The 23,602-nt window shown below is 57.2% G+C and carries 17 protein-coding genes; 11 read left to right on the forward strand and 6 right to left on the reverse strand.

What is annotated here, in order from left to right; genetic code table 11:
- Positions 1 to 679 precede the first annotated feature (679 nt).
- Both ACYASS_RS07845 and ACYASS_RS07850 read left to right on the forward strand, forming a co-directional pair.
- Complete coding sequence (locus tag ACYASS_RS07845; protein WP_463585713.1) at positions 680 to 1,768, forward strand: enoyl-CoA hydratase/isomerase family protein; 1,089 nt, start codon at positions 680 to 682, stop codon at positions 1,766 to 1,768.
- Positions 1,769 to 1,771: 3 nt separating this feature from the next.
- Positions 1,772 to 2,923, forward strand: coding sequence for an acyl-CoA dehydrogenase family protein (locus ACYASS_RS07850; protein ID WP_463585714.1), 1,152 nt, complete (start codon positions 1,772 to 1,774; stop codon positions 2,921 to 2,923).
- A gap of 125 nt (positions 2,924 to 3,048) precedes the next feature.
- Here ACYASS_RS07850 and ACYASS_RS07855 read toward each other — a convergent pair whose 3' ends face one another.
- Positions 3,049 to 8,217: a dermonecrotic toxin domain-containing protein gene (locus ACYASS_RS07855; RefSeq protein WP_463585715.1), complete on the reverse strand. Its 5,169-nt coding sequence runs from the start codon at positions 8,215 to 8,217 to the stop codon at positions 3,049 to 3,051.
- 127 nt (positions 8,218 to 8,344) lie between these two features.
- On the reverse strand, positions 8,345 to 8,908 hold the full coding sequence (locus ACYASS_RS07860) for an NADPH-dependent FMN reductase (protein ID WP_463585716.1): 564 nt from the start codon (positions 8,906 to 8,908) through the stop codon (positions 8,345 to 8,347).
- A 293-nt stretch (positions 8,909 to 9,201) separates the two neighbouring features.
- Between ACYASS_RS07860 and ACYASS_RS07865 the strand changes: the two genes are divergently transcribed.
- Positions 9,202 to 9,414, forward strand: a complete 213-nt coding sequence (locus tag ACYASS_RS07865; protein ID WP_122663823.1) for a hypothetical protein — start codon at positions 9,202 to 9,204, stop codon at positions 9,412 to 9,414.
- A 283-nt stretch (positions 9,415 to 9,697) separates the two neighbouring features.
- On the opposite strand, the gene ACYASS_RS07870 is transcribed toward ACYASS_RS07865, so the two are convergent.
- From ACYASS_RS07870 to ACYASS_RS07885, 4 genes are read right to left on the reverse strand one after another with little or no spacing between them, the layout of a single operon-like run.
- On the reverse strand, positions 9,698 to 10,249 hold the full coding sequence (locus tag ACYASS_RS07870) for a GNAT family N-acetyltransferase (RefSeq protein WP_463585717.1): 552 nt from the start codon (positions 10,247 to 10,249) through the stop codon (positions 9,698 to 9,700).
- Positions 10,250 to 10,289: 40 nt separating this feature from the next.
- A complete protein-coding gene (gene dnaQ / locus ACYASS_RS07875; RefSeq protein ID WP_243249127.1) occupies positions 10,290 to 11,048 on the reverse strand; it encodes a DNA polymerase III subunit epsilon in 759 nt (252 codons plus the stop codon).
- Entirely contained in the window at positions 11,041 to 11,493 is a 453-nt protein-coding gene (rnhA, locus tag ACYASS_RS07880; RefSeq protein ID WP_122663826.1) for a ribonuclease HI, read from the reverse strand. Before rnhA ends, dnaQ begins: the two co-directional genes overlap by 8 nt.
- Before the next feature lie 30 nt (positions 11,494 to 11,523).
- Positions 11,524 to 12,285, reverse strand: coding sequence for a class I SAM-dependent methyltransferase (locus ACYASS_RS07885; protein WP_463585718.1), 762 nt, complete (start codon positions 12,283 to 12,285; stop codon positions 11,524 to 11,526).
- 70 nt (positions 12,286 to 12,355) lie between these two features.
- On the opposite strand from ACYASS_RS07885, the gene gloB reads away from it, so the two are divergent.
- The 8 genes from gloB to fabI all read left to right on the forward strand — a co-directional run bounded on the left by gloB (position 12,356) and on the right by fabI (position 23,303).
- The gene (gloB, locus tag ACYASS_RS07890; protein WP_463585719.1) at positions 12,356 to 13,135 is read left to right on the forward strand and encodes a hydroxyacylglutathione hydrolase; all 780 of its coding nucleotides are present in this window, start codon (positions 12,356 to 12,358) and stop codon (positions 13,133 to 13,135) included.
- 99 nt (positions 13,136 to 13,234) lie between these two features.
- Positions 13,235 to 14,821, forward strand: coding sequence for a lytic transglycosylase domain-containing protein (locus tag ACYASS_RS07895; protein ID WP_243249130.1), 1,587 nt, complete (start codon positions 13,235 to 13,237; stop codon positions 14,819 to 14,821).
- 281 nt (positions 14,822 to 15,102) lie between these two features.
- Positions 15,103 to 16,932 carry an extracellular solute-binding protein gene (locus ACYASS_RS07900; protein ID WP_463585720.1) on the forward strand — a complete coding sequence of 610 codons (1,830 nt, stop codon included), beginning with the start codon at positions 15,103 to 15,105 and terminating at the stop codon, positions 16,930 to 16,932.
- Positions 16,929 to 18,782: an extracellular solute-binding protein gene (locus ACYASS_RS07905; protein WP_463585721.1), complete on the forward strand. Its 1,854-nt coding sequence runs from the start codon at positions 16,929 to 16,931 to the stop codon at positions 18,780 to 18,782. Before ACYASS_RS07900 ends, ACYASS_RS07905 begins: the two co-directional genes overlap by 4 nt.
- Position 18,783: 1 nt before the next feature.
- Positions 18,784 to 19,857, forward strand: a complete 1,074-nt coding sequence (locus ACYASS_RS07910) for a microcin C ABC transporter permease YejB (protein WP_243249133.1) — start codon at positions 18,784 to 18,786, stop codon at positions 19,855 to 19,857.
- 1 nt (position 19,858) lies between these two features.
- Entirely contained in the window at positions 19,859 to 20,878 is a 1,020-nt protein-coding gene (locus ACYASS_RS07915; protein WP_463585722.1) for an ABC transporter permease, read from the forward strand.
- A gap of 1 nt (position 20,879) precedes the next feature.
- On the forward strand, positions 20,880 to 22,490 hold the full coding sequence (locus ACYASS_RS07920) for an ABC transporter ATP-binding protein (RefSeq protein ID WP_087274481.1): 1,611 nt from the start codon (positions 20,880 to 20,882) through the stop codon (positions 22,488 to 22,490).
- Positions 22,491 to 22,508: 18 nt separating this feature from the next.
- Positions 22,509 to 23,303 carry an enoyl-ACP reductase FabI gene (gene fabI, locus ACYASS_RS07925; RefSeq protein ID WP_099267271.1) on the forward strand — a complete coding sequence of 265 codons (795 nt, stop codon included), beginning with the start codon at positions 22,509 to 22,511 and terminating at the stop codon, positions 23,301 to 23,303.
- The last annotated feature ends 299 nt before the right edge of the window (positions 23,304 to 23,602 follow it).

Consider the following 23,602-nt stretch of genomic DNA (forward strand, 5'->3'; position numbering starts at 1 on the left):
GTTTCAAATCTGCTTTCGGCCAGCGTGGTTTAACGGGGCGCCCAAAATCAAAAGCGCGGCGGCCTTATAGCCGACCTGTTTTCTTGGGCTTGCGGACATTCTGTAGGAGCTGCCGAAGGCTGCGATGCGGTGTGTCAGACGAAAAATTTGTTGGATGTGCTGACGTCTCGCGAACAAGTTCGCTCCTACCGGTCCGGGGTGCTAGCGCTGTATTCGCTCTGCTTTTGATCTGCTTTTGATTTTGATCTTAAGCGCCCCGTTAAACCACGCCGGCCGGAATCCGATATTGCTGCGTGGGGCAAACCGGCAGGGATGCCGGTTTAGCCGCCTCAGGCCATGGATGGCCGGTGGCGGCGGCCCCGCGCAGCAATGTCGGATTACGGGTATGCCGAGCGACAGCGAGGCACCCAGTGGTGGGGCAAGAGCCTTTTGGTTACTTTTGGCTGGGCCGGCTTCCGGATTCAAAAGTGACGCGCTGTAAAAGCGCAACCAATGTCAGCCGTCACCGCAAAAATGGATATGCACACAAGAACAAACGCATCATGGATATCAACCGCACCCTGCAAGAACGCCCTAGTACTATGCACCTTTACCGGCTGTCTTTTGCAAATTTGCACTGTTAGCATCGTGATTGTCATCTCTCGCAGCCTATAAAACAAAAACGAACAGGGAGTTTGTAATGACTGCATCTGCTTTACCTGCCCACGAGCCGCTTATCGATAACAGCATTCTGGCCCAAGTGCGTAATCACATCGGCCATCTGACACTCAATCGTCCGGCCGATCTGAACGCCATTGATCTAAGCATGGTACGCAGCCTTCAGGCACAACTGGACGCTTGGGCCAGTGATGACTCGATCTACGCCGTAGTCCTGCGCGGTGCCGGAGAAAAGGCGTTTTGTGCCGGTGGAGACATCCGCTCGCTGTACCAAAGCTACAAAAACGGCGAGACCACACACCAGACGTTCTTTGCCGAAGAATATGCCCTGGACCTGACGATTCACCGCTATCGCAAGCCGATCGTTGCGCTCATGGACGGCTATGTTCTGGGTGGCGGTATGGGGCTGGTGCAGGGCGCAGATTTACGGGTGGTGACCGAACGCAGCCGTCTGGGTATGCCGGAAGTGGCCATCGGTTACTTCCCCGATGTGGGCGGCAGTTACTTTTTACCGAGAATCCCTGGCGAGCTGGGGATTTATCTGGGCGTGACCGGCACCCAGATAGGTGCCGCAGACGCCTTGTATTGCGGGCTCGCCGACTGGTACCTGCACAGTGAAGCACTGGCAGAACTGGACAAGAAGCTCGACCGTCTGCAGTGGCGCAGTCAGCCTCTCAAGGACCTGCAAGGCGCTCTCGCGAAAGTGGCCAGCCAGCACTTGCCGGGGTCTTCTCTGGAAAAACTTCGCCCCGCCATCGACCACTATTTCGCCCAGCCAGACATCTCCAGCATCATCGAACAACTGCGTGAAGTCGCCGTTCTGGACACCCACAGCTGGGCCCTGAGTACCGCAGCGCTGCTGGAAACACGCTCTCCACTGGCCATGGCCGTCACCCTTGAGATGCTGCGGCGCGGACGTCACCTGTCACTTGAAGACTGCTTCACGCTGGAACTGCATCTGGACCAACAATGGTTTGAACGTGGCGACCTCATCGAAGGCGTACGCGCACTGATTATCGATAAAGACAAGAAGCCGCAATGGAACCCGCCCAGTGCTCAGGCGCTAAACGCCGAACACGTGCAGAGTTTTTTCAGCGGCCATGGAGATTGAGCGATGAACGATATCGAACTCACAGAAGAACAGGTGATGATCCGCGACATGGCGCGCGATTTCGCCCGCAATGAAATTGCGCCCCATGCACAGGCCTGGGAGAAGGCCGGCTGGATCGACGACGTGCTGGTCAGCAAGATGGGCGACCTGGGTTTGCTGGGCATGATTGTTCCCGAGGAATGGGGCGGCACCTATATCGACTACGTCGCCTACGCGCTGGCGGTCGAGGAGATTTCTGCGGCTGATGCCGCTACCGGTACCCTGATGAGCGTGCACAGCTCAGTGGGTTGCGGCCCGATTCTGAATTACGGCAGCCAGGAGCAGAAACAAACCTGGCTGGCCGAGCTGGCCAGTGGGCGCGCCATTGGCTGTTTTTGTCTCACCGAACCGCATGCCGGTTCAGAAGCTCATAACCTGCGCACGCGCGCCGTGCTGCAAGGCGATGAGTGGGTCATCAGCGGCGCTAAACAGTTCGTCAGCAACGGCAAACGGGCACAGCTGGCTATCGTGTTTGCCGTCACCGACCCTGAGCTGGGCAAGAAAGGTTTGTCGGCGTTTCTGGTGCCCACCGACAACCCCGGTTACGTGGTGGATCGCTCCGAGCACAAGATGGGCATTCGCGCTTCGGACACCTGTGCGGTGACCTTGAACAACTGCCGCATACCCGCAGCCAATCTGCTTGGCGAGCGTGGCAAAGGTCTGGCCATCGCCCTCTCCAACCTTGAAGGTGGGCGAATCGGCATTGCAGCTCAAGCGCTTGGCATCGCCCGCGCGGCGTTTGAAGCTGCCTTGGCCTATGCACGGGAGCGGGTGCAATTCGACAAGCCAATCATTGAGCATCAGAGCATCTCCAATCTGCTTGCCGACATGCACACCCGCATCAACGCAACACGCTTGCTGATCCTGCATGCCGCCAGATTGCGCAGTGCGGGCCAACCCTGCTTGTCAGAGGCATCCCAGGCCAAGCTGTTCGCTTCAGAGATGGCCGAGTCGGTCTGCTCCAAAGCGATCCAGATTCATGGCGGTTATGGTTATCTGGAGGACTACCCGGTTGAGCGCTATTACCGGGATGCCCGAATCACCCAGATCTACGAAGGTTCCAGTGAAATACAGCGGCTGTTGATTGCAAGGGAACTGAAGCATTACTTGATCTGATACTGGCGTAGTGGGACCGGCTTTAGCCGGGAGAGGGGCGGTACAGCCGCAGCACTTCTATCGTCAGGAATGCAGTCTTCCCGGCTAAAGCCGGTCCCACGCCAATATCAAGTCATGTCACTGAGTCAAAATCGTTCGCGCCCCAGCAGTGTCACCAGCAAGGCCACGGAATCGGCATTGGCCATTATCACCTTCGCCCGTATCCGCGCATCATCCAGAAAAATGTCCCGCGCAACGTCAAGGGTGGGGGCATCCGTCAATTTCAGCACCTTGGCCTTGGCACCCCCGTCGGCGGTCTTGAGGTCGCGCCAGGTCCCGTTCTCACCCTCGACTTTAAACAGATCATCACGAATGGCCAGATGTGAAAGCTTGCTCTGGGTTCTGGTTTGCTCCCTCTTCAGACGGACCCGGTACTCGCCCGTATCCTCAAGCAGATCCAGGTAGGGTCTCTCTGAGTCCAGATAGGCGATATCTTCTGTTTTCCCGGCTATGTGGGAAAGCTCATGAATCAACGCCGTGGCACGAAAATGCGCGCCGGCATTGAAGCCACCCAACCGCGACTGCGCTGATTTGAGACGCGCAAAAGGAATCGCGAAGAAACGCTCACTTAAAAACACTCGTTGCAGCGGATCATCCGTGTAAGTGAATGCCGTGACATCCCGAGACTCGAGCTTGTTTGTACCTGCCACGTATCGTTGTGACGAATGCGGGGAAAGCGTGGGGTCAAGCAGCAGTCGATAAATATCAGAGATCGCCAGCTTCACGGGAATGACAAGCGAGTTACTTAAAGCCCTCACCCCAAAGAAATCCTTGAATATGCGCTCGACACGAGGATCAAGGACACGACTGGGGGACCGTAACGTCAAGTTATCCAGGGCGTTCCTCAGATAAACCCTGGCCTGCCGATGGGCTTCGACCAGTTGCGTGGCCCTCAGTGGATACAGGCGTTGAATCTCGCCCACCCCTCGAGCCTCTACTACAAAAACGTCTTCGACGTTGTAGTCAATGATGTTGGCCTTGAGGCGAGTCAGCGCACCACCGTTACGCCGCCTGCCAATTCCCATCCCAAACATCCACTGTTGCTGGGCATCAAGCGTGATCTGAGGCCCCTCTTTTTCATCTGCAATGACGTGCCAGCCATCGGTTCCGTTGCTGACTTGGTAAACGTTGCCAGAGACTGCGGCGTATTGCTTGCCGGTGAGAGGGTTTCTGAAAACATGCAGTGCATTATCTTTCTCCAGTTGGCTCAGAGAAACGTCGTGCACCTCAAACTGTCGCAAAAGGACGTCCAGATCCTGTTGCATTTGTGGGTCGTTCCACTGGTGTTCGGACCAATCATCGAGATCGCTGTCATTCTCCTGAAGTTGCGCAGAGCCTTCATTCAACTGCTGGCCGGTGGTAATCAGCACAAGTAAAGCCGCGGCAAACTCAGCAATGGCCTCGCCCCACTGTTTATCCTTGGCTGAGTCCAGCGATGAATGTAACAAGTCTTTTGCCTGCCATAAACTCACCAGCCCACCAACCCTGCCGGGCAAGAACGTCAAGGACTGCTCGACGCCCAACAACATCAAGTGCTGCCACTGAGCGCGGTCGTCCTGTGCGGTGCTTACGCTGCTTCGTCGGGCAATCAGCAACATCACCTCTTGCGCAGCCCGAAACAGGCTTAACAGGAAGTTTTCCTGAACGGCCTCAACCTTCAGTTGCACAGGACCTGGTATAGATTCACCCAGATCGGTAAAACCACCCGTGGCCCAGGAAAGGTGAGGTGTCAGAAATCCCCCCCGCTTGTAGACAAAATGCACGGTTGGATCCAGACGCTCGATCACCAACGCCTGCAACTCGGTATTGGTCTGCAGTTCGGAGAGAAAATCCGCCTGGCTGGCGTATTCCTTGAAGGTGTAATCCACGCTGGCAACAACATGCAGAATCCATGGCCCGGCATCCTGATCTTGTGGGCCGATCAGATAGATCCCGGTAGCGACATCCGGGAGATAGCCAGGGGCTGGCACCAGTTGCAACGGGCTGAAGATGATGCTTCGCCCGCCTACGGGTAGCCGGGCGAAGCCATCCGGCATATTGATCAGATTCTCGACGAAGCCATACGCGGTGCTCGTCAGTTTGCCCTGAAGCCTCAACTGGAATGCCATGAGCAACAGTGCACACGGGGCCTGCTCGATAAACTGGCCCAGCCGCTCGAGGTAGTCCGGAGACGTTTCGCTGAACTTGCCCTTCAGGTATTGCTGATAACTGCTACCAACATCCAGAGTTCGAGCCAGATTGCGCACATAGAGCGCATCCAGAGACGCAGGCAACGACGTCGTGCTACTGGTCGAAACACTCAAAGAGGCGTCCTGAAACCTGGAAAAGCGATTGATGGCGAAGTCAGACAGGGATTCGCTCACCGTGCTGGTTGCTGCAGGGATCGACGAGGGAATTTGCCCAGCTCCGACGGGTGCGGCGGTGTAATGCGTCAGCGTGATCAATATCTGTTCAGGATCGAGTTGCGCTGCGGGGAAATCCTTTTGCAAACGCTGGCGCACCTGTTCAACAGTGTATTGATCCAGTGATGCAAGCGAGACAACCCGTTGTCGCGATGTGTAGAGCTGCCAGAAACGGATCATCAGCCCCCTGAACGCTGACAAATCGCGCTCGCAAGCGTTTTTCAGCCAATCCGGCAGCAGCCCTTTCATCAACGTGTACTCAAGCCGACCGGACAGCGTATCAATAACGGTTCTTGCCTTGTCGTCCGACTCCATCGGGATCAGCATCCGTTTCAACAACACGGCATCGGTTTGCCATCGAACTGCCGTGCGGTAAGCATGTTCAATACCCAGGCATTGCCTGCTCAGCTCATCCTCGACCAGGCGCTCGATGAAGTCCTCGTCGACACGGGCCAGATTGATGGTGAGGTTTGGCGTCGCGCCGTGCCTGAAAAACGCCCGAAGCCTGGGCTTGTCGGATTCGGCGATCAGGTCAAACCATCTATCCCGGGATCCGGGATACGCAAGCCTGGCATTGAGATCGGTCTGAAGGGCACTGATGCTTTCGAATTCCCTGAGACCCAGGATCGCAGAACACAGCAGAGGTTTGCCATGACCATTCAAGGGCTGCTGGAGGACGAACACATTGGTGAGTTGCAAGGGTGGCTGATTACTGTCGTACACCAGGTAAGGAATGGACACTTCGACGGCCTCGAAACCAAAGCGCTCACGAAGCTTGAACAAGGGGCGGTCCAGCACTTGCTCAAGCATATCAAGCCCGCTTTTACTCACCTCGCCGGAGGTGCGATGCATGCTCAGGGCAAGTCTGATCAGCCCGTCCTGAATCAGGCGCGAAGCATTGGCCGAAATCACTCTGGAACCGCGTACCCGCAATTGCGAACCATAAAATGCCCTGACCTGATCCAGGTACTCCTTGGCAAAGCTCTGCCGGGCACGATTCATTACGTGATCGAGCAACTCCGGCGTCAGCCATGACAGATGCATGGCGTAAGCGGAATCAGGTGGATCGGCGTAAACCTTGCAATCCTCGGGCACCTTTGCCCCGCGACGCCCAGTGACCCGGTCCAGAAGCAGCACCGACAAACTCACAACGCTGTCATCGTCATCGCGGAACCACATGCGCTGTGCATCCACGCCTCCACTGTGCAATACCGAAAAATAGCGATTCAGGAGTCTGCGAGCACATTCAGAAACGGTTGGGTGAGCGTCGAAAATACTGTCGACCCGCGTGCGAGCATCACGAAGGTACGTTGCCCATAGCAGCGGCGCAGCCTTGCTGGCATCCTGGATCTGGATACCCAATGCAGAGATTCTCGATGGTGAACTGAAGCTGGTCCAGAGCTGCTCGGAGCCCGCCAACGCTTCGTTCCATTGCTTTGTCTCACCGGCAATAACGAGACGCGGGTCAATCAAATGACGGATATCCAGTGCAACCTCGAGCAATACCGATGCTTGAGCCGGAGACTTGAAAGCAGATTTCAGGATGCTGGCAAGGTTGCGTTTTTGCAGTGCAATCACTGACTCGGCGAGCCTGATGAGCGGAGTGTTGCTGACCGAGTCCAGCCTCAAGTGAACCGCGCCTTGAGCACGCAATAACTTTTCATCATCGAGCGATGCGTAGTCGAATATTTCGGTGCGGCCTTCGATACCGGCGAAGTGCACAGCCACCGCGTCCACGCTGTTGAACCGTCGCAAACCGCGCTTCGCGCAATACAGGAAAATATCCGACAGCAGCTCCGAGGTGAATCCGATCAGCACGACGCCCGTCAGCTTGAGCGGCTCCTGATCACGTATCGCGACCGAAACCCGAGACATTTCCACGCTTCCTGACACAAGTCCATCTGCCTGACACAGGGTCTTGAGCAAGGCATATTCAGCAGCGGTGACCGTGCAATCCTGTCGAGCGGTCAGCAAATGCTGTCGAAAACAACCGATGAATGCCTGACCGAGCACATCACGCAGGGTCATGCCGTCCGCTACCCAGGTGCGCCAGTAATCATCCAGAAGGTTTTCATAGACACCGGCCAGGGTGCCTGAAACGCTGGTGACCGCTCGTTGCCATGAGCTGGCTGCTTCCCCCGTCAGCTCATTGCCTTCAATGTCCAGCCATTGCTGCCGGATTCCGCTGATCAAAGGCGTCCCACAAAAGCCCCGTATAGCCACATCGACGAGCGTCTGTGTGCCCAGAATGGCGTCTTTTTGCGTGCCGTTCTCAGCCTGTTTGATCTGCGCGATATGCGTGAGCACGTTGAGCTTCGAGCCAGGGAAACGCGTAGCAACCTCTTTTTTCAGTGCGTCACCCATGGCGGTGCGCAGTGACGGCAAACGCTGCAAGAGCCGGGACAGCCGCTCAAGCTGTTGTGCCTGCTGATCGATGATCGAGAACATACGGTGCCCGGACACCTCGCCTTCGATTTGCTCGTATTCAAATTGTGCCGGATCACCACTTTGCAGACCGAACCGCGCGGTTAAGCCCGCCACCAGTTCCTGACGAGTGCTGAACCTTTCTACGCCATCGAGGGGGCTACAGAAATAAACCTCGGGGGTCAGATTCGTGACATCGCTGATCAACAATGCCCCCGCCAGTTCAGCGTGTATCAGCCCGTCGTCACCACGGGTCAGTCGATCAACCCGCGGCGGGGTCGCCTGCTCATCTCCGGGCTGGACGAGGAGCTCCAGCCACCGGGCCTGCTGGTCGGTGATGCGTCCGGCTTCCAGCGCATCGGCAATGTCCAGAGGAAGTCGCGAACTGAGCGACTCGGAATAAAACCAGGGGGAATCTGTGGATGACATGACAAGTTCCTTTTGCAATGAAAACCCATCGCCTCACAGGGCGATGGGTTGAAAGAGCAAAGGAGCTTATCGGGGGCTACTTCAATGCAGACGGTACATAAAGCAGCGCATTGCCGAATAAGTCGGCTCAGGCCTTGTGATTCTGCTCAACCCAGGCGGCGTAGGCATTGATGAAGGTTTGCAGGAAAGGCCTGGTCTGTTCGGACAAGGCGCCTGACGCATCAAAAAATGTACCGGCGTTGCCCAGGTAGGCTTCAGGCTGCTGCAGGCACGGCACGTTGAGAAAAACCAAAGACTGGCGCAAATGGTGATTGGCCCCAAACCCGCCGATAGCGCCAGGTGAAGCGCTGATCACTGCGCCAGGCTTACCGCTCCAGGCACTTTTGCCGTACGGACGGGAGCCGACATCAATGGCGTTCTTCAGAGCGCCCGGTACCGACCGGTTGTATTCAGGCGTCACGAACAGCACGCCGTCGGCCGCGCTGATCTGCTGGCGAAACGCTGTGTAGCTCTCCGGGCTTGAAGTCGCAGTATCGATGTCTTCGTTATAAAGCGGCAGGTCACCGATTTCGACGATCTTCAGTTGCAGGTTGGCCGGAGCCAGTGTGGCGAGGGCCAGCGCGATCTTACGATTGATGGAATCAGCCCGCAGGCTGCCAACTACCACGGCGATCGAATAAACCTGACTCATGGATATGTCCTTCAACGAATGAAAAGAGCCATTAGTTATAGATCAAGTCGGCGCCCAGGTGCAGATTGCATTGCAGCGATGGATGATTAAACAGCACAAACCATCCAAAATCCCGACGCCGACTATTTTTTAATCGCAGGCAAACTACCCGTCAAAACAGCGGTCTACTTCGCTTGATTGCACGCTGCGTGCTACGTCTGTCCGAGTCTTGCTGGATACGGACCCTGGCGCTCGATGCGCAGTGTTAGCATGCAGGGGTAAACAGGCGGTTATCTTCAGAGGTTACAAAGCAAATGGCTTCAATCAAGGTTGGACAATTTCATGCACGCGACGCCGAAGGCCGCATTTATTCAGTGCATGAATTCCGGGAATCACAGCTCGCCGAGGCGGGTGGCACGGAGCCTGTTTCAATCTACAAACTGGCGATTGGCGACAGGGTCAATCACTTGGGCGGGGATGAGTTTCAGCTGGTCCAGTCCGGCATTACCATGACGCGTACCTCCTGAGAGTGACCCATACGAGGTCGCTCGATATCACTGACACAGCGCTGTCGTGAAGCAAACAGAGGACTGGTAGGACCGGATTTATCCGGGAAGGCAGCATTGCTGACGATAAAAGTGCGGCGAATGTGATGGCCCCTTCCCGAATAAATTCGGTCCCACGGGCTCTGTATGAAATCAGATAATTACAGGTTGTTTGAGTAAGAGCAGCTTTGGTCGCGAGCGGTCCGGTAAATTAAGATCTTCACTGCCTGGTACTCACTTCTCCCGGCTAAAGCCAGTCCTTCTGTCAACTGAACAATAGATACCAGAAAATCGCAGACTCGCGCGTTTGAGGGTCGATGGCGCGATAGCGCAGATGATCGACCCCTCCCATCACGAAACCATAGCTTTCATACAACCGGCAGGCAGCCAGATTATTGTTCTGGGTTTCGAGCATGATCCCCGGCAGGTTCTGTTTGCGCGTCCAGAACTGCGCGACATCCAGTAGGGAGCGCGCGACACCGTTGCGGCGCGCAGAAACGTCAACGGCCAACTCATCGACATGCGCGAAACCATTCCAGTGTCGGCTGAGGACCACATGCCCGACAGCCCGCTCGCCCAGCCAGGCGACCATTACCGTACTGTCAGCGGCATCCCGGTAGTCGCAAAACTCCTGGGAATCGATACCGTAGTTTTTACTGTAAGGCTCCACAGCCTCGACCTGCCACTGCTCAACGCTCTGCCCAACCTGTGCGACCGCATAGCCGCTAACGGTGAAGGTGAATTCGCTGTTGAGGATGTAATCCTCGAAGCATTCGTCTGCAACGCGAATGCTCAGTGCCGGATTAGCCAAGCTCATGACCTCGTTAAGCAGCCAATGAATCGGTCGAGCCGGTGGCTTACGCCTGTTGGGCAGCCGCCGCTTCCTGCAACTGTACCCACAGCGCCGGAGCACCCGCAGACTTGGCGATGGCAGCCATGCGCACGTCATGCTCGGCCAGCTCACCTTCGCTGGCGCGAATTACCCGGCACTTCTGCCGATCGGCGGGCAGACGGCGAATTTCAGTCGCGGTATTACCCGAGCCTTCACCGGAGCCATTGCCATCACTGGCGTTACCCGCCAGGGACAAGCTGGTCTGGCCGCCGGTCATGGTCAGATAAACGTCAGCAAGAATCTCGGAGTCGAGCAAGGCGCCGTGCAATTCACGGCCGGAGTTGTCGACGCCATAACGTTTGCACAATGCATCAAGGCTGTTGCGCTGGCCCGGGTGACGCTCACGCGCCATCATCAAGGTGTCGAGCACGGTGCAATGCTGAGTGATGTCAGCCCTGTCTTGCTGGCCGATCAGCGCGAATTCGTTGTTGATAAAACCAACGTCGAACGCCGCGTTATGAATGATCAGTTGCGCGCCTTTGATGAATTCGAAGAACTCGTCGGCGACTTCAGCAAAACGCGGCTTGCCCACCAGGAATTCGTTGGTGATGCCGTGGACGCCAATCGCGCCCTCGTCACTTTCCCGGTCAGGTTGCAGGTAAACATGGAAATGCCGCCCTGTAAGACGACGGCCCATCAGTTCGACACAACCGATCTCGATGACACGGTGGCCATCGGTGACCGGCATACCGGTCGTTTCGGTATCGAGTACAACGCTACGCATGTTTGATGCCTCTTACTTCGTCCACACCGCGGTTAGCCAGTTGGTCGGCCCGCTCGTTGCCGGGGTGACCAATGTGGCCACGCACCCATTTCCAGGTCACGGTGTGGCGATTGACTTGTTCATCCAGCAATTTCCAGAGGTCGGCATTCTTTACCGGCTCCTTGGCTGCGGTTTTCCAGCCACGCTTCTTCCAGTTGACCATCCATTCGGTGATGCCTTTCATCACGTACTGGGAGTCGGTCACCAGCAGCACTTCACAGGAGCGTTTGAGTTCTTCCAGGCCGCGAATGGCGCCCATCAACTCCATGCGGTTGTTGGTGGTATTGGCCTCGCCGCCCCACAGTTCCTTTTCAACGCCCTTGCAGACCAGCAAGGCGCCCCAGCCGCCAGGCCCGGGGTTGCCCTTGCAGGCGCCATCAGTGAACAGCTCAACGGTATCGCTCATTAATACATCCAGAATTGGTGGGCTTCAGCGCTACTCAGGCTCGCAGGTATCGCGATTGACCTTGGCCATCGGCAGCGGGATCAGCTTGCCCATTGGCTCGCGACGTAACTCGCGCAATGGCCGCAATCCTACCACCAGCTTGCGCGCGACTAATAAATAGAAGCCACCGCCCGGGCTTTGCCAGCCATCGCCGAGCCGTTCGAGACCTGCCAGACGGGCTTGCCAGCTCGCTGAAGCAAGCGGCGGACGATAGCACCCGAAGCGCCGCTTCTCCAGTGCAAAGCCCAGCAAATTAAGCCAGTCGGCGACCCGCGAGGGGGAAATGCAGCGCGCCTTGTGCAGCGCGTCCTTGGCAAAAACATGCCGCAACCCCCATGTACTCCAGGGGTTAATACCCACGATCAACAAATGCCCGCCAGGCCGTACGCTGCTGGCCGCTTCACGCAACAACCCATGGGGAGACAGGCAAAAATCCAGGCCATGCTGCATGACGACGACGTCGGCGGCGTGCTCACTGAGCGGCCAGGCCTGCTCCTCACAGACAATTTCCACACCCGGCAACGGTGCTCCCAGGCGCACATTACGTTGAACCTGCTGCGCCGCGGGCGGCGTTTCGGCTGAAGGCCCGTAGTGGACCAGATAGCCGCCGAAAAAACGCCCGAGCTCTTCTTCCAGAACCCGCCGTTCTTCCTCCAGTAAAAGCTGGCCCAGCGGGCCTGACAGCCAGTCACGCGCTGAACTGATCAGCGCGAGCCACTCAGGATCAGCTTGTGCGAATGCTTCATCGGTCATGTGTGATCCTCGCATCAAGCGTCATCAGACTCTAAGATGCCTTATTGTTTCCCGCCAAGCGAACTGCGCCATGATACAGATCGATGCCCTGCCGGCTTTTACTGACAATTACATCTGGTTGTTACAGGATCCTGCAAATAAACGCTGCGCCGTGGTTGATCCTGGAGACGCTGCGCCTGTCATCAATTGGCTGGAGCAACATCCTGACTGGACGCTGAGCGACATTCTGATTACCCACCATCACCACGATCATGTGGGTGGGGTCGAGCAACTTAAACAGTACACCCAGGCCCGCGTACTCGGTCCGGCCGACGAAAACATTCCCGCCCGGGATGTGCCGCTCGTCGATAACGACCGCATCAATGTGCTGGGACTGGACTTCGAAGTCTTCGCGGTCCCCGGTCATACCCTTGGCCATATCGCTTTTTATCATGCGGCATCCCAAGCACCGCTGCTGTTCTGCGGCGATACGCTCTTCGCAGCAGGATGCGGGCGGCTGTTCGAAGGTACGCCAGTGCAAATGCACCAGTCGCTAAGCCGGCTGGCCGAGCTGCCGGATGCGACACTGGTGTACTGCACTCACGAATACACCCTGAGTAATCTGCGCTTCGCCCAGGCCGTCGAACCTGACAACACCGACATCGCGCAACGCTTGGCACAAGTCACCCGGTGGCGCAGTGAAAACCGCATCAGTTTACCCTCGAATCTTGCGCTGGAACGTCTCACAAACCCATTCATTCGCACCAATGAAACATCTGTTAAAGAAAAAGCAGACGAACGGAGCGGCACCCGGAATCAGTCGCCAAGCGAGATTTTTGCTGCCCTGAGGGCTTGGAAAGATACGTTCTAAAAAGCGCATTCTTGAGCACAAAATCGTTGAAAGGTTGACCATTGGCAGGGGTGTTCCTAGAATCGCCCGACATTTTCGCCTGGAACTATCTCCCAGCCAATGTCGTCATCTATACGCAGAACCATTAATCCAGACGCATTGACTCGGTTAGCTCAGGCTATTGCTGTAGCCGTTAGCGCCACGCTTGCCGGCTGCCAAACCACCAGCCACGTCGAACCCAGCAGTAGCCACCGCACGCCTAACCTGGCGGCGGGAATCAAGCAGAAACCGATCTTTCTTACTCATAAACCTGCCCCACTTGCGCCACCGCAAGATGTCTGGGAGCGGATGCGTCAGGGCTTTCAGTTGCAGCAAGGCAACGACCTGAACCCGCGCATTGATCAACAACGACTCTGGTTTGCCAACAACCCTTCGTTCCTGGAGAACGCAGGCGAGCGCGGCAGCCTTTATATGCATTACATCGTCGAGCGTCTTGAAGAGCGCAATATGCCGCTGGAACTGGCGCTGCTGCCAGTCATCGAGAGCGCCTATAACCCGATGGCGGTATCGCGCAGTAAAGCCGTCGGCCTGTGGCAGTTCATTCCGTCAACCGGCCGCTACTTCAATCTGCGCCAGACCAATTTCTACGACGGGCGTCGTGATATTCAGGCGTCCACCGTGGCGGCCATGGATTACCTGACGCGCCTGCACGACATGTTCAACGGTGACTGGCTGTTGGCGCTGGCAGCGTATAACGCTGGCGAGGGTACGGTCAGCCGGGCAATCGAGCGCAACGAAAAGCTCGGTCTGCCAACTGACTACTGGAACCTGCCCCTGCCGCAGGAAACCAAGGACTACGTGCCCAAGCTGCTGGCCTTGTCCCAAGTGGTATTGGCGCCCGAAGCTTACGGCGTGAACCTCAATCCGATTGCCAATGAACCGTATTTTGAAGTCGTTGAGCTGAACCAGCGCATGGACCTGTCCAAGGTTGCTGCGATGGGCAACATCGACGAAGACGAGCTGATCCAGCTCAATCCTGCGTTCAAGAAGCACATGACGATCGACGGTCCCAAGCATTTATTGGTGCCTACGGCCAAGAAGCAACTGCTGACGGCCAGCCTGTCGAACATGAAGCCTCAGGAACTGGTGGACTGGCAGCAATACCGGGTTCGCAAGGGCGACACTCTCGCCAGTCTCGCCAGCCGTTATCAGGTTTCGGTCAGCTCGCTGAAGAGCTCAAACAAGCTTTCTGGCAACAATTTGCGAGTGGGTCAGTCACTGAGCATCCCGACGCAGCCGGGTATGACGCCTTCGCAACCGGTATTCGAAACACTGGCAAGCACCGAAAAACCGGCCAGGAGCAGGAATTACACCGTCAAAAGCGGTGATAACCTGTCGCTCATTGCCAAGGCCAACAAGGTCGACGTCAAAGAGCTGCAACGCTGGAACAAGTTGTCAGGGCAGAATCTCAAGGTTGGCCAGACGCTGGTGATGGAAGACAACACTGCCAAAGCCAAAAGCACGGCGACGGCCAGCGCCAAACCGGCTGACAAGAAGTCAATGCAGTACAAGATCCAGAAAGGCGACTCGATGTACCTGGTTGCCAAGCGTTTCAACGTAGAGATGCAACATCTCAAACGCTGGAACCCGCGCAGCGGATCTGCACTCAAGCCGGGCCAGACCTTGACGGTTTATTTGCCGCATTGATGGAGTTTTCCATTCCCGCTGGTCCACCATAATCTCAGGCTTATGGTGGACCGGTGGGACCGAATTTATTCGGGAAGGCAGTATTCCAGGCAATACACAGGCTGCGGATGTACCGCCCCCTTCGCGAATGAATTCGCTCCCACGGGGATTGTGCTTGCAGGCCTATATAGAATCTCCCACATGAGACAGCCGCCCCGCAGAGCCTCGCTCATCAGCAGCCCTTTTTCCTGTCGATACAAGCTGTTACTGTTGACGACCCAAAAGCCCAAGCCGTCTGGATCGTGATACGTCCCTTCCTGCTCATCATCAGCCTGGCCTTGAGCTTTCCCGTCTACGCGGCCATCAGCGAAAGCCATGGCTACGCGCAGTTTGGTGTTCTCAAGTATCCGGCCAGTTTTACGCATTTCGACTGGGTTAACCCCGAGGCGCCGAAAGGTGGCACCTTGCGAATGATGGCTTTTGGCTCCTTCGATACACTGAACCCCTATACGTTCAAGGGCAGCAGCCCGATTTCCACGGCCAATTTCCTGCAATACGGCGTCAATGAGCTCAATGAGCCGTTGATGGTCGGCACGGGGCAGTACGACCCGTCTGGCGATGAACCGACATCGAGCTATGGCCTGATCGCGCAGAGCGTCGAGTACAGCGAAGATCGCAGTTGGGTAGTCTTCAATTTGCGTCCGCAGGCTCGCTTTCATGATGGCAAGCCAATCACCGCTTACGATGTTGCGTTTTCTTACCGCACCCTGCTTAAAGATGGTCATCCGCAGTACCGCACGGCCCTGCAGGAAGTGCAGCGGGTCGACATTCTCAATCGCCACCGTATTCGCTTCGTGTTCAAACGCACGGGCAACCCCCTGTTGATCCTGCGTTTGGGCGAATTACCGGTGCTGCCTCAACACTATTGGAAAGACCGTGACTTCAAGGCCACGACATTCGAGCCGCCACTGGGCAGCGGGCCTTATCGGATTACCAAGGTGCAACCCGGTCGCCAACTGGTCTTCGAAAGGGTGAAGGACTACTGGGGCAAGGATCTGGCAGTCAATCGCGGCAAGTACAACTTTGACCGGGTTGAAGTAGAGTTCTATCGCGACAACGACGTTGCCTTCGAAGCGTTCAAGGCAGGCGAGTTCGACATCTACATCGAACATCAGGCCAAAAACTGGTCCACGGGTTACAACTTCCCGGCGATTGCCAATGGTCAGGTGATCAAGGCTCAGATAGAGCACAAGATTCCGACCCAGACCCAAGGTCTGTTCATGAACACCCGGCGCAGCATGTTCGCCGATGCAAGAGTGCGCGAAGCGCTAGGGCTGATGTTCAATTTCGAATGGACCAACCGTACCCTGTTCAGCGATGCCTATTCGCGTACGACGAGTTACTACCCCAACAGCGAATTCTCCGCGACCGGCCTGCCTACCGGTGCCGAATGGCTGATGCTGTCGGCTTATCGAGAGCAACTGCCTGCGAGCCTGTTCACCCAGCCGTTCAGCGTGTCGAAAACCGACGGTGGCGGCATTCCGCGTGAGACCCTGCGCAAAGCCTTGAAGCTGTTTGGCGAAGCAGGCTGGAAGCTATCGGACCACGGCCTGGTGAACGCCAAAGACCAACAACTTCGCTTTGAGATTTTGCTGGTAAACCCAAGCCTGGAACGTATTCAACAGCCCTTTATCGAGGACCTGCGCCGCATCGGTATCGACGCTCGCTTGCGCACCGTCGACCGTGCCCAATACAAGCAGCGGCTGGACCAGTTCGATTTCGACATGATCAGCATGACCATGGCGCAAACGCTCAGCCCCGGCCTGGAACAGTGGCAGTACTTCCACTCCAGTCAGGCCGCAATCAAGGGCAGCAAGAATTACGCAGGTGTGGCCAATCCGGTGGTCGACGGCCTGCTCAATCAACTGCTCGCCGCGCAGACACGGGACACGCAAGTGGCCGCCGCGCGCGCACTGGATCGCGTCCTGCTGTCGCAGCACTACATGATCCCCAACTGGTATCTGAACAATCATCGCCTGGCGTACCGCAACCGGTTCGCCATGGTCACCACCCCGCCCTACACCCTGGGTTTGCGTGCGTGGTGGTTAAAGCCTCTGGAGAAGACCCGATGAACCCGTTGCGTTCCCTGCTCACGCGGGCTGGCGGCCTGTTGCTGGTCGGCATTGCCTGCACCGCCCAGGCTGCGCCCCAGCATGCCCTGACACTGTATGACGAAGCACCGAAGTACCCCGCCAGCTTCAAGCATTTCGACTATGTAAACCCGGACGCGCCCAAGGGCGGCACCCTGCGTCAGGCGGGCTTCGGCGGTTTTGACAGCCTCAATCCGTTTATCAACAAGGGCACGCCCGCTGAAGACATCAGCCTGATCTACGACACGCTGGCCCGCTCCAGCCTGGATGAGCCGCTGACCGAATACGGGCTGGTGGCCGGGAAGATCGAGAAAGCACCGGACAACACCTGGGTGCGTTTCTACCTGCGTCCCGAGGCGCGCTTCCATGACGGTCACCCCATCCGTGCCGAAGACGTGGAGTTCACCTTCAACACCCTGATCAAAGACGGTGCGCCGATGTACCGGGCTTACTACGCTGGCGTCGACAAGGTAGTCGTCGAAGATCCGCTGCGGGTGCTGTTCAAGTTCAAAGACAGCCACAGTCGCGAGTTGCCTTTGATCCTTGGCCAACTGCCGGTATTGCCCAAACACTTCTGGGCCACTCGCGAGTTCAACAAAGGCAACCTTGAGTTCCCGTTGGGCAGCGGCCCTTACAAAGTCGCCGAAGTAAAAGCCGGACGCTCGGTGCGCTACGAACGGGTCAAGGACTATTGGGCCAAGGACCTGCCGGTCAACCGCGGCCAGTACAATTTTGACGTGATGAACTACGACTACTATCGCGACAGCGATGTGGCGTTGCAGGCATTGAAAGCCGGGCAATACGACTACCGCCTGGAAAATACCGCGAAGAACTGGTCCGCAGCCTACGACATCCCCGCGGTGCGCGAAGGACGGTTGATCAAGGAAGAGCTGCCCAACGGCAACCCACAAGGTATGCAAGGTTTTGTCCTGAACTTACGCCGCCCGGTGTTTCAGGACCCGAAAGTGCGTGAGGCGCTGACCCTGCTGTTCGATTTCGAATGGACCAACAAGCAGTTGTTCAACGGTTCCTACACGCGCACCAGAAGCTACTTCGACAATTCGGAAATGGCCTCCAGCGGCCTGCCCTCTGCTGCGGAGCTGAAGCTTCTCGAACCGTTGCGCGGCAAGATTCCTGATCGAGTGTTCACCGATGAATTCGTACTGCCAACCACCGACGGCAGCGGCATGATTCGTCCCCAGATGCGCCGTGCTTATCAGTTGCTGCAAGAAGCCGGCTGGCGCATCAAGGATGACCGGATGACCGATGCGCAAGGCAATCCGGTCAAACTGGAGTTTCTGATGGCGCAGACCGCCTTCGAGCGGGTCATGCTGCCTTACAAGCGCAACCTCAAGGACCTCGGCATCGAGCTGACTATCCGCCGCGTGGATGTGGCGGAGTACATGAATCGCCTGCGCTCGCGGGACTTCGACATGATCGTCAGCAGCTTCCCGCAATCGTCGTCGCCCGGTAACGAGCAACGTGAATTCTTCCACTCGGTGAGCGCCGACCGTACCGGGAGCCGCAACTTCATGGGCCTCAAAGACCCGGCAGTCGATGCGCTGGTGGATGGCCTGATCAACGCAGACTCGCGGGAAAGTCTGGTTGCCCATACCAAGGCGCTGGACCGCGTGCTGCTATGGGGTTTCTACATGGTGCCTAACTGGCATATCAAGAGCTGGCGGGTGGTCTACTGGAATCATCTGGCGCACCCGCAGGCCAAGGCTTTGTCGGATATTGGCCTGGACACATGGTGGGCAAAGCCGGATGTACAGCCTGCTCCGCCGCAGCAACCTGTACCCGATGCAGACGCCGAGCAGGAGGAGCGCTGACATGCTGGCCTATATTCTGCGGCGTCTGCTGCTGATCATCCCGACCCTGTTCGGCATCCTGTTGATCAACTTTGTGATTATTCAGGCCGCGCCCGGCGGGCCGGTTGAACAGATGATCGCCAAGCTCGAAGGCTTCGAGGGCGCCACCAGCCGAATCGCTGGCGGCGGCTCCGAAGTCTCGGTGGCCGGTTCCAACTATCGTGGCGCACAGGGTCTGGACCCGGCCCTGGTGAAAGAAATCGAGAAGATGTACGGCTTCGACAAGTCGGCACCGGAACGTCTGTGGATCATGATCAAGAACTACGCCCATCTGGACTTCGGCGACAGTTTCTTCCGTGATGCCAAGGTGGTCGACCTGATCATCGAAAAAATGCCGGTGTCCATTTCCCTCGGGTTATGGAGCACGCTGATCATGTACCTGGTGTCGATCCCGCTGGGGATCGCCAAAGCCACCCGACATGGCAGCCACTTCGACGTCTGGACCAGCTCGGCAATCATCGTCGGGTACGCAATCCCGGCCTTCCTGTTCGCCATCCTGCTGATCGTGGTGTTTGCCGGTGGCAGCTATTTCGACTGGTTCCCGTTGCGCGGCCTGACCTCGAACAACTTCGAAGAACTCAGCGCGGGCGGCAAGATTCTCGACTACTTCTGGCACTTGGTGCTGCCGGTTACCGCGCTGGTGATCGGCAACTTCGCGACCATGACCCTGCTGACCAAAAACAGCTTCCTCGACGAAATCGGCAAGCAGTACGTGACCACGGCCAAGGCCAAGGGCCTGAGCAACAATCGCGTGCTCTACGGCCATGTATTCCGTAACGCGATGCTGCTGGTGATTGCCGGTTTCCCGTCGGCGTTCATCGGTATTTTCTTTACCGGCTCATTGCTGGTCGAAGTGATTTTCTCCCTCGACGGCCTGGGCCTGATGAGTTTCGAAGCCGCCATCAACCGCGACTATCCCGTGGTGTTCGGCACGCTGTTTATCTTCACCCTGCTGGGGCTAGTGGTGAAACTGATCGGGGACATCACCTACACCCTGGTGGACCCGCGCATCGACTTCGAAAGCAGGAAACATTGATATGAAGTTGTCTCCTCTGAATCGTCGACGCTTCGAGCGTTTCAAAGCCAACAAGCGCGGCTGGTGGTCGCTGTGGCTGTTCCTGATCCTCTTCGTCCTGAGCCTGGGCGCGGAGCTGATCGCCAACGACAAACCGCTGGCCATACGTTATGACGGCAGTTGGTACTTCCCGGTGCTGGAGCGTTATCCAGAAACCACCTTTGGCGGTGAATTCCCGCTGGAAGCCAACTACAAGAGCCCCTACATCAAGGAATTGCTTGAAGCCAAAGGCGGCTGGACGTTGTGGGCACCGATCCCGTTCAGCTACCAGAGCATCAACTATGACCTGAAAGTCCCGGCCCCTGCCCCACCCTCCGCGGAAAACCTGCTTGGTACGGATGATCAGGGCCGTGACGTACTCGCGCGAGTGATCTACGGCTTCCGGATTTCGGTGCTGTTTGCCCTGACGTTGACCGTGCTCAGCTCAATCATCGGCGTCATCGCCGGTGCCTTGCAGGGTTTCTATGGCGGTTGGGTGGATCTGGTGGGGCAACGCTTTCTGGAAGTCTGGTCCGGGTTACCGGTGCTGTATCTGCTGATCATCCTCGCCAGCTTCGTTCAGCCCAACTTCTGGTGGCTGCTGGGCATCATGCTGCTGTTTTCCTGGATGAGCCTGGTGGATGTCGTAAGGGCCGAATTCCTGCGTGGGCGCAATCTGGAATACGTGCGCGCCGCACGGGCACTGGGCATGGAAAACGGTGCGATCATGTTCCGCCATATCCTGCCCAACGCCATGGTTTCGACCATGACCTTCATGCCGTTTATCCTCACCGGCGCCATCGGCACCCTGACCGCGTTGGACTTCCTGGGCTTTGGCTTGCCCGCCGGGTCGCCGTCACTGGGCGAGCTGGTTGCCCAGGGTAAATCCAATCTCCAGGCTCCATGGCTGGGCATCAGCGCGTTCGCGGTGCTGGCCCTGATGTTGAGCCTGCTGGTGTTCATCGGCGAATCCGCCCGCGATGCTTTCGACCCAAGGAAATGAAATGAACAATGACAATCTGATCGAGATCCGCGATCTGGCCGTCGAGTTCGTGTCCGGCGAAGGCTGTCAGCGCGTGGTCGAAGGCATCAATTTTGACATTCGCCGAGGCGAAACCCTGGCGCTGGTGGGCGAAAGCGGCTCGGGCAAATCGGTCACCGCACACTCGATTCTGCGCCTGCTGCCCTACCCCTTGGCTCGTCATCCGAGCGGCAGCATTCGCTATGCCGGTCAGGACCTGTTGACTCTGGACGAGAAAAAACTGCGCAAGATTCGCGGTAATCGCATCGCGATGATCTTCCAGGAGCCGATGACTTCGCTTAATCCACTGCAGTCGATCGAGAAGCAGATCAACGAAGTCCTCGGTCTGCACAAAGGCCTGACCGGTAAGGACGCCACCCGCCGTACCCTGGAGTTGCTGGAACTGGTGGGCATCCCGGAACCGGTGAAACGCCTGAAAGCCCTGCCCCATGAATTATCGGGCGGCCAACGGCAACGGGTGATGATCGCCATGGCCCTGGCCAACGAGCCGGAGTTGCTGATTGCCGACGAGCCCACCACTGCGCTGGACGTGACGGTACAGCTGAAAATCCTCGAATTACTCAAGGAACTGCAGGCACGTCTGGGCATGGCTTTGCTGCTGATCAGCCATGATTTGAACGTTGTGAAGCAAATAGCCAACCGCGTATGTGTCATGCAGCGCGGTTGCATCGTCGAACAAGCGTCCTGTGACGAATTGTTTCGTTCGCCCCAGCATCCGTACACCAAAATTCTGCTCAGTGCAGAACCCAGCGGCGGCCCAGCGGCCAACCCGGCTGGTGCACCGCTGCTGGAAGTCGAGGATTTGCGGGTCTGGTTTCCGATCAAGAAGGGCCTGTTCAAACGGACCGTCGATCACGTCAAGGCTGTGGACGGCATCCACTTCAGTTTGCCCAAAGGGCAAACGCTGGGGATTGTCGGCGAAAGCGGCTCGGGCAAATCGACGTTAGGCCTGGCGATACTTCGTCTGATCGGTAGCCAGGGTGTCATCCGTTTTCAGGGCGAGACGCTAGACTGCCTGTCGCAGCAGCAGATTCGTCCGTTGCGTCGACAGATGCAGGTGGTTTTTCAGGACCCGTTTGGCAGCCTGAGCCCGCGAATGTCAGTCGGTGAAATCGTCGGCGAAGGCCTGCGAATTCACCGCATGGGCACGGCGGCGGAGCAGGAAACGGCGATTATCGAAGCGCTTAGAGAGGTAGGACTGGATCCGGAAACCCGGCACCGCTACCCTCACGAGTTCTCCGGTGGGCAACGGCAGAGGATCGCCATTGCCCGGGCACTGGTTTTGAAACCGGCGCTGATTCTGCTGGACGAGCCCACTTCGGCGCTCGACCGGACAGTTCAGCGTCAGGTAGTCGAGCTACTGCGCTCACTGCAAACCAAGTACAACCTGACGTATTTGTTTATCAGCCATGACCTGGCTGTCGTCAAAGCCCTCAGTCACCAGTTGATGGTGGTCAAGCAGGGCCAAGTGGTCGAACAGGGTGATGCGCAAGAAATCTTTGCCGCACCGCAACATTCTTATACACAGCAGCTGCTGGAAGCCGCCTTTTTGGCACCAGTAGCTGTCGATTAACCTGAAGAGGAACAACACATGGGTTTTCTCGCCGGTAAGCGCGTCCTGATCGTCGGTGTCGCTAGCAAACTGTCCATCGCATCCGGTATTGCTGCCGCCATGCATCGCGAGGGTGCAGAGCTTGCTTTCACCTACCAGAACGACAAACTCAAAGGTCGCGTCGAAGAATTCGCCGCTGGCTGGGGGTCGGGCCCTGAGCTGTGCTTCCCTTGTGACGTCGCCAGCGATGAAGAAATCGCCAAGGTCTTCGAAGACCTGAGCAAGAAGTGGGACGGCCTGGACGTGATCGTTCACTCCGTCGGCTTCGCTCCAGGCGACCAACTGGATGGCGACTTCACTGAAGCCACCACCCGTGACGGTTTCCGTATCGCTCACGACATCAGCGCCTACAGCTTCGTGGCACTGGCCAAGGCCGGTCGCGAGATGATGAAAGGCCGCAATGGCAGCCTGCTGACTCTGTCGTACCTGGGCGCCGAGCGCACCATGCCTAACTACAACGTGATGGGCATGGCCAAGGCCAGCCTGGAAGCCGGTGTACGTTATCTGGCAGGCAGCCTGGGCCCTGAAGGCACTCGCGTTAACGCGGTATCGGCAGGTCCGATCCGTACGCTGGCGGCATCGGGTATCAAGAACTTCCGCAAGATGCTGGCTGCGAACGAAGCGCAAACTCCGCTACGTCGTAACGTGACCATTGATGAAGTCGGCAATGCTGGCGCGTTCCTGTGTTCGGATCTGGCGTCCGGCATCAGCGGCGAAATCATGTATGTGGATGGTGGTTTCAACACGACCGCTATGGGCAATATCGAAGAGTAATCTTCGAGTACGCCTGTGAAAAAGCCCGCAGCTTGTGAGAGTTGCGGGCTTTTTTGTGGGCGTTTGGTTTCTTATTTGTACATATCCGTTATTGCGGTAACGGCTGATATTGGTTGCGCTTTTACAGCGCCTCACTTTTGAACAGCGCAAAAGTAAGCAAAACGCTCTTGCCCCACCACTAGGTGCCTCGCTGTGGCTCGGCATGCCCGTAATCCGACATTGATGCGTGGGGCCGCCGCAATGGGCCATCCATGGCCCGGTGCGGCTAAACCGGCATCCATGCCGGTCCACCCCGCCCT

Source organism: Pseudomonas sp. HP_14, assembly GCF_055283875.1.

What these genes read in the sequence shown, in the direction of transcription:
- ACYASS_RS07855 (WP_463585715.1), bottom strand. Translation starts at nt 8,217, where the DNA reads ATGTCATCCACAGATTCCCCCTGGTTTTATTCCGAGTCGCTCAGTTCG.
- ACYASS_RS07905 (WP_463585721.1), top strand. Translation starts at nt 16,929, where the DNA reads ATGAACCCGTTGCGTTCCCTGCTCACGCGGGCTGGCGGCCTGTTGCTG.
- ACYASS_RS07915 (WP_463585722.1), top strand. Translation starts at nt 19,859, where the DNA reads ATGAAGTTGTCTCCTCTGAATCGTCGACGCTTCGAGCGTTTCAAAGCC.
- ACYASS_RS07865 (WP_122663823.1), top strand. Translation starts at nt 9,202, where the DNA reads ATGGCTTCAATCAAGGTTGGACAATTTCATGCACGCGACGCCGAAGGC.
- ACYASS_RS07850 (WP_463585714.1), top strand. Translation starts at nt 1,772, where the DNA reads ATGAACGATATCGAACTCACAGAAGAACAGGTGATGATCCGCGACATG.
- ACYASS_RS07860 (WP_463585716.1), bottom strand. Translation starts at nt 8,908, where the DNA reads ATGAGTCAGGTTTATTCGATCGCCGTGGTAGTTGGCAGCCTGCGGGCT.
- dnaQ (WP_243249127.1), bottom strand. Translation starts at nt 11,048, where the DNA reads ATGCGTAGCGTTGTACTCGATACCGAAACGACCGGTATGCCGGTCACC.
- ACYASS_RS07845 (WP_463585713.1), top strand. Translation starts at nt 680, where the DNA reads ATGACTGCATCTGCTTTACCTGCCCACGAGCCGCTTATCGATAACAGC.
- fabI (WP_099267271.1), top strand. Translation starts at nt 22,509, where the DNA reads ATGGGTTTTCTCGCCGGTAAGCGCGTCCTGATCGTCGGTGTCGCTAGC.
- ACYASS_RS07870 (WP_463585717.1), bottom strand. Translation starts at nt 10,249, where the DNA reads ATGAGCTTGGCTAATCCGGCACTGAGCATTCGCGTTGCAGACGAATGC.
- ACYASS_RS07920 (WP_087274481.1), top strand. Translation starts at nt 20,880, where the DNA reads ATGAACAATGACAATCTGATCGAGATCCGCGATCTGGCCGTCGAGTTC.
- rnhA (WP_122663826.1), bottom strand. Translation starts at nt 11,493, where the DNA reads ATGAGCGATACCGTTGAGCTGTTCACTGATGGCGCCTGCAAGGGCAAC.
- ACYASS_RS07885 (WP_463585718.1), bottom strand. Translation starts at nt 12,285, where the DNA reads ATGACCGATGAAGCATTCGCACAAGCTGATCCTGAGTGGCTCGCGCTG.
- ACYASS_RS07910 (WP_243249133.1), top strand. Translation starts at nt 18,784, where the DNA reads ATGCTGGCCTATATTCTGCGGCGTCTGCTGCTGATCATCCCGACCCTG.
- gloB (WP_463585719.1), top strand. Translation starts at nt 12,356, where the DNA reads ATGATACAGATCGATGCCCTGCCGGCTTTTACTGACAATTACATCTGG.
- ACYASS_RS07895 (WP_243249130.1), top strand. Translation starts at nt 13,235, where the DNA reads ATGTCGTCATCTATACGCAGAACCATTAATCCAGACGCATTGACTCGG.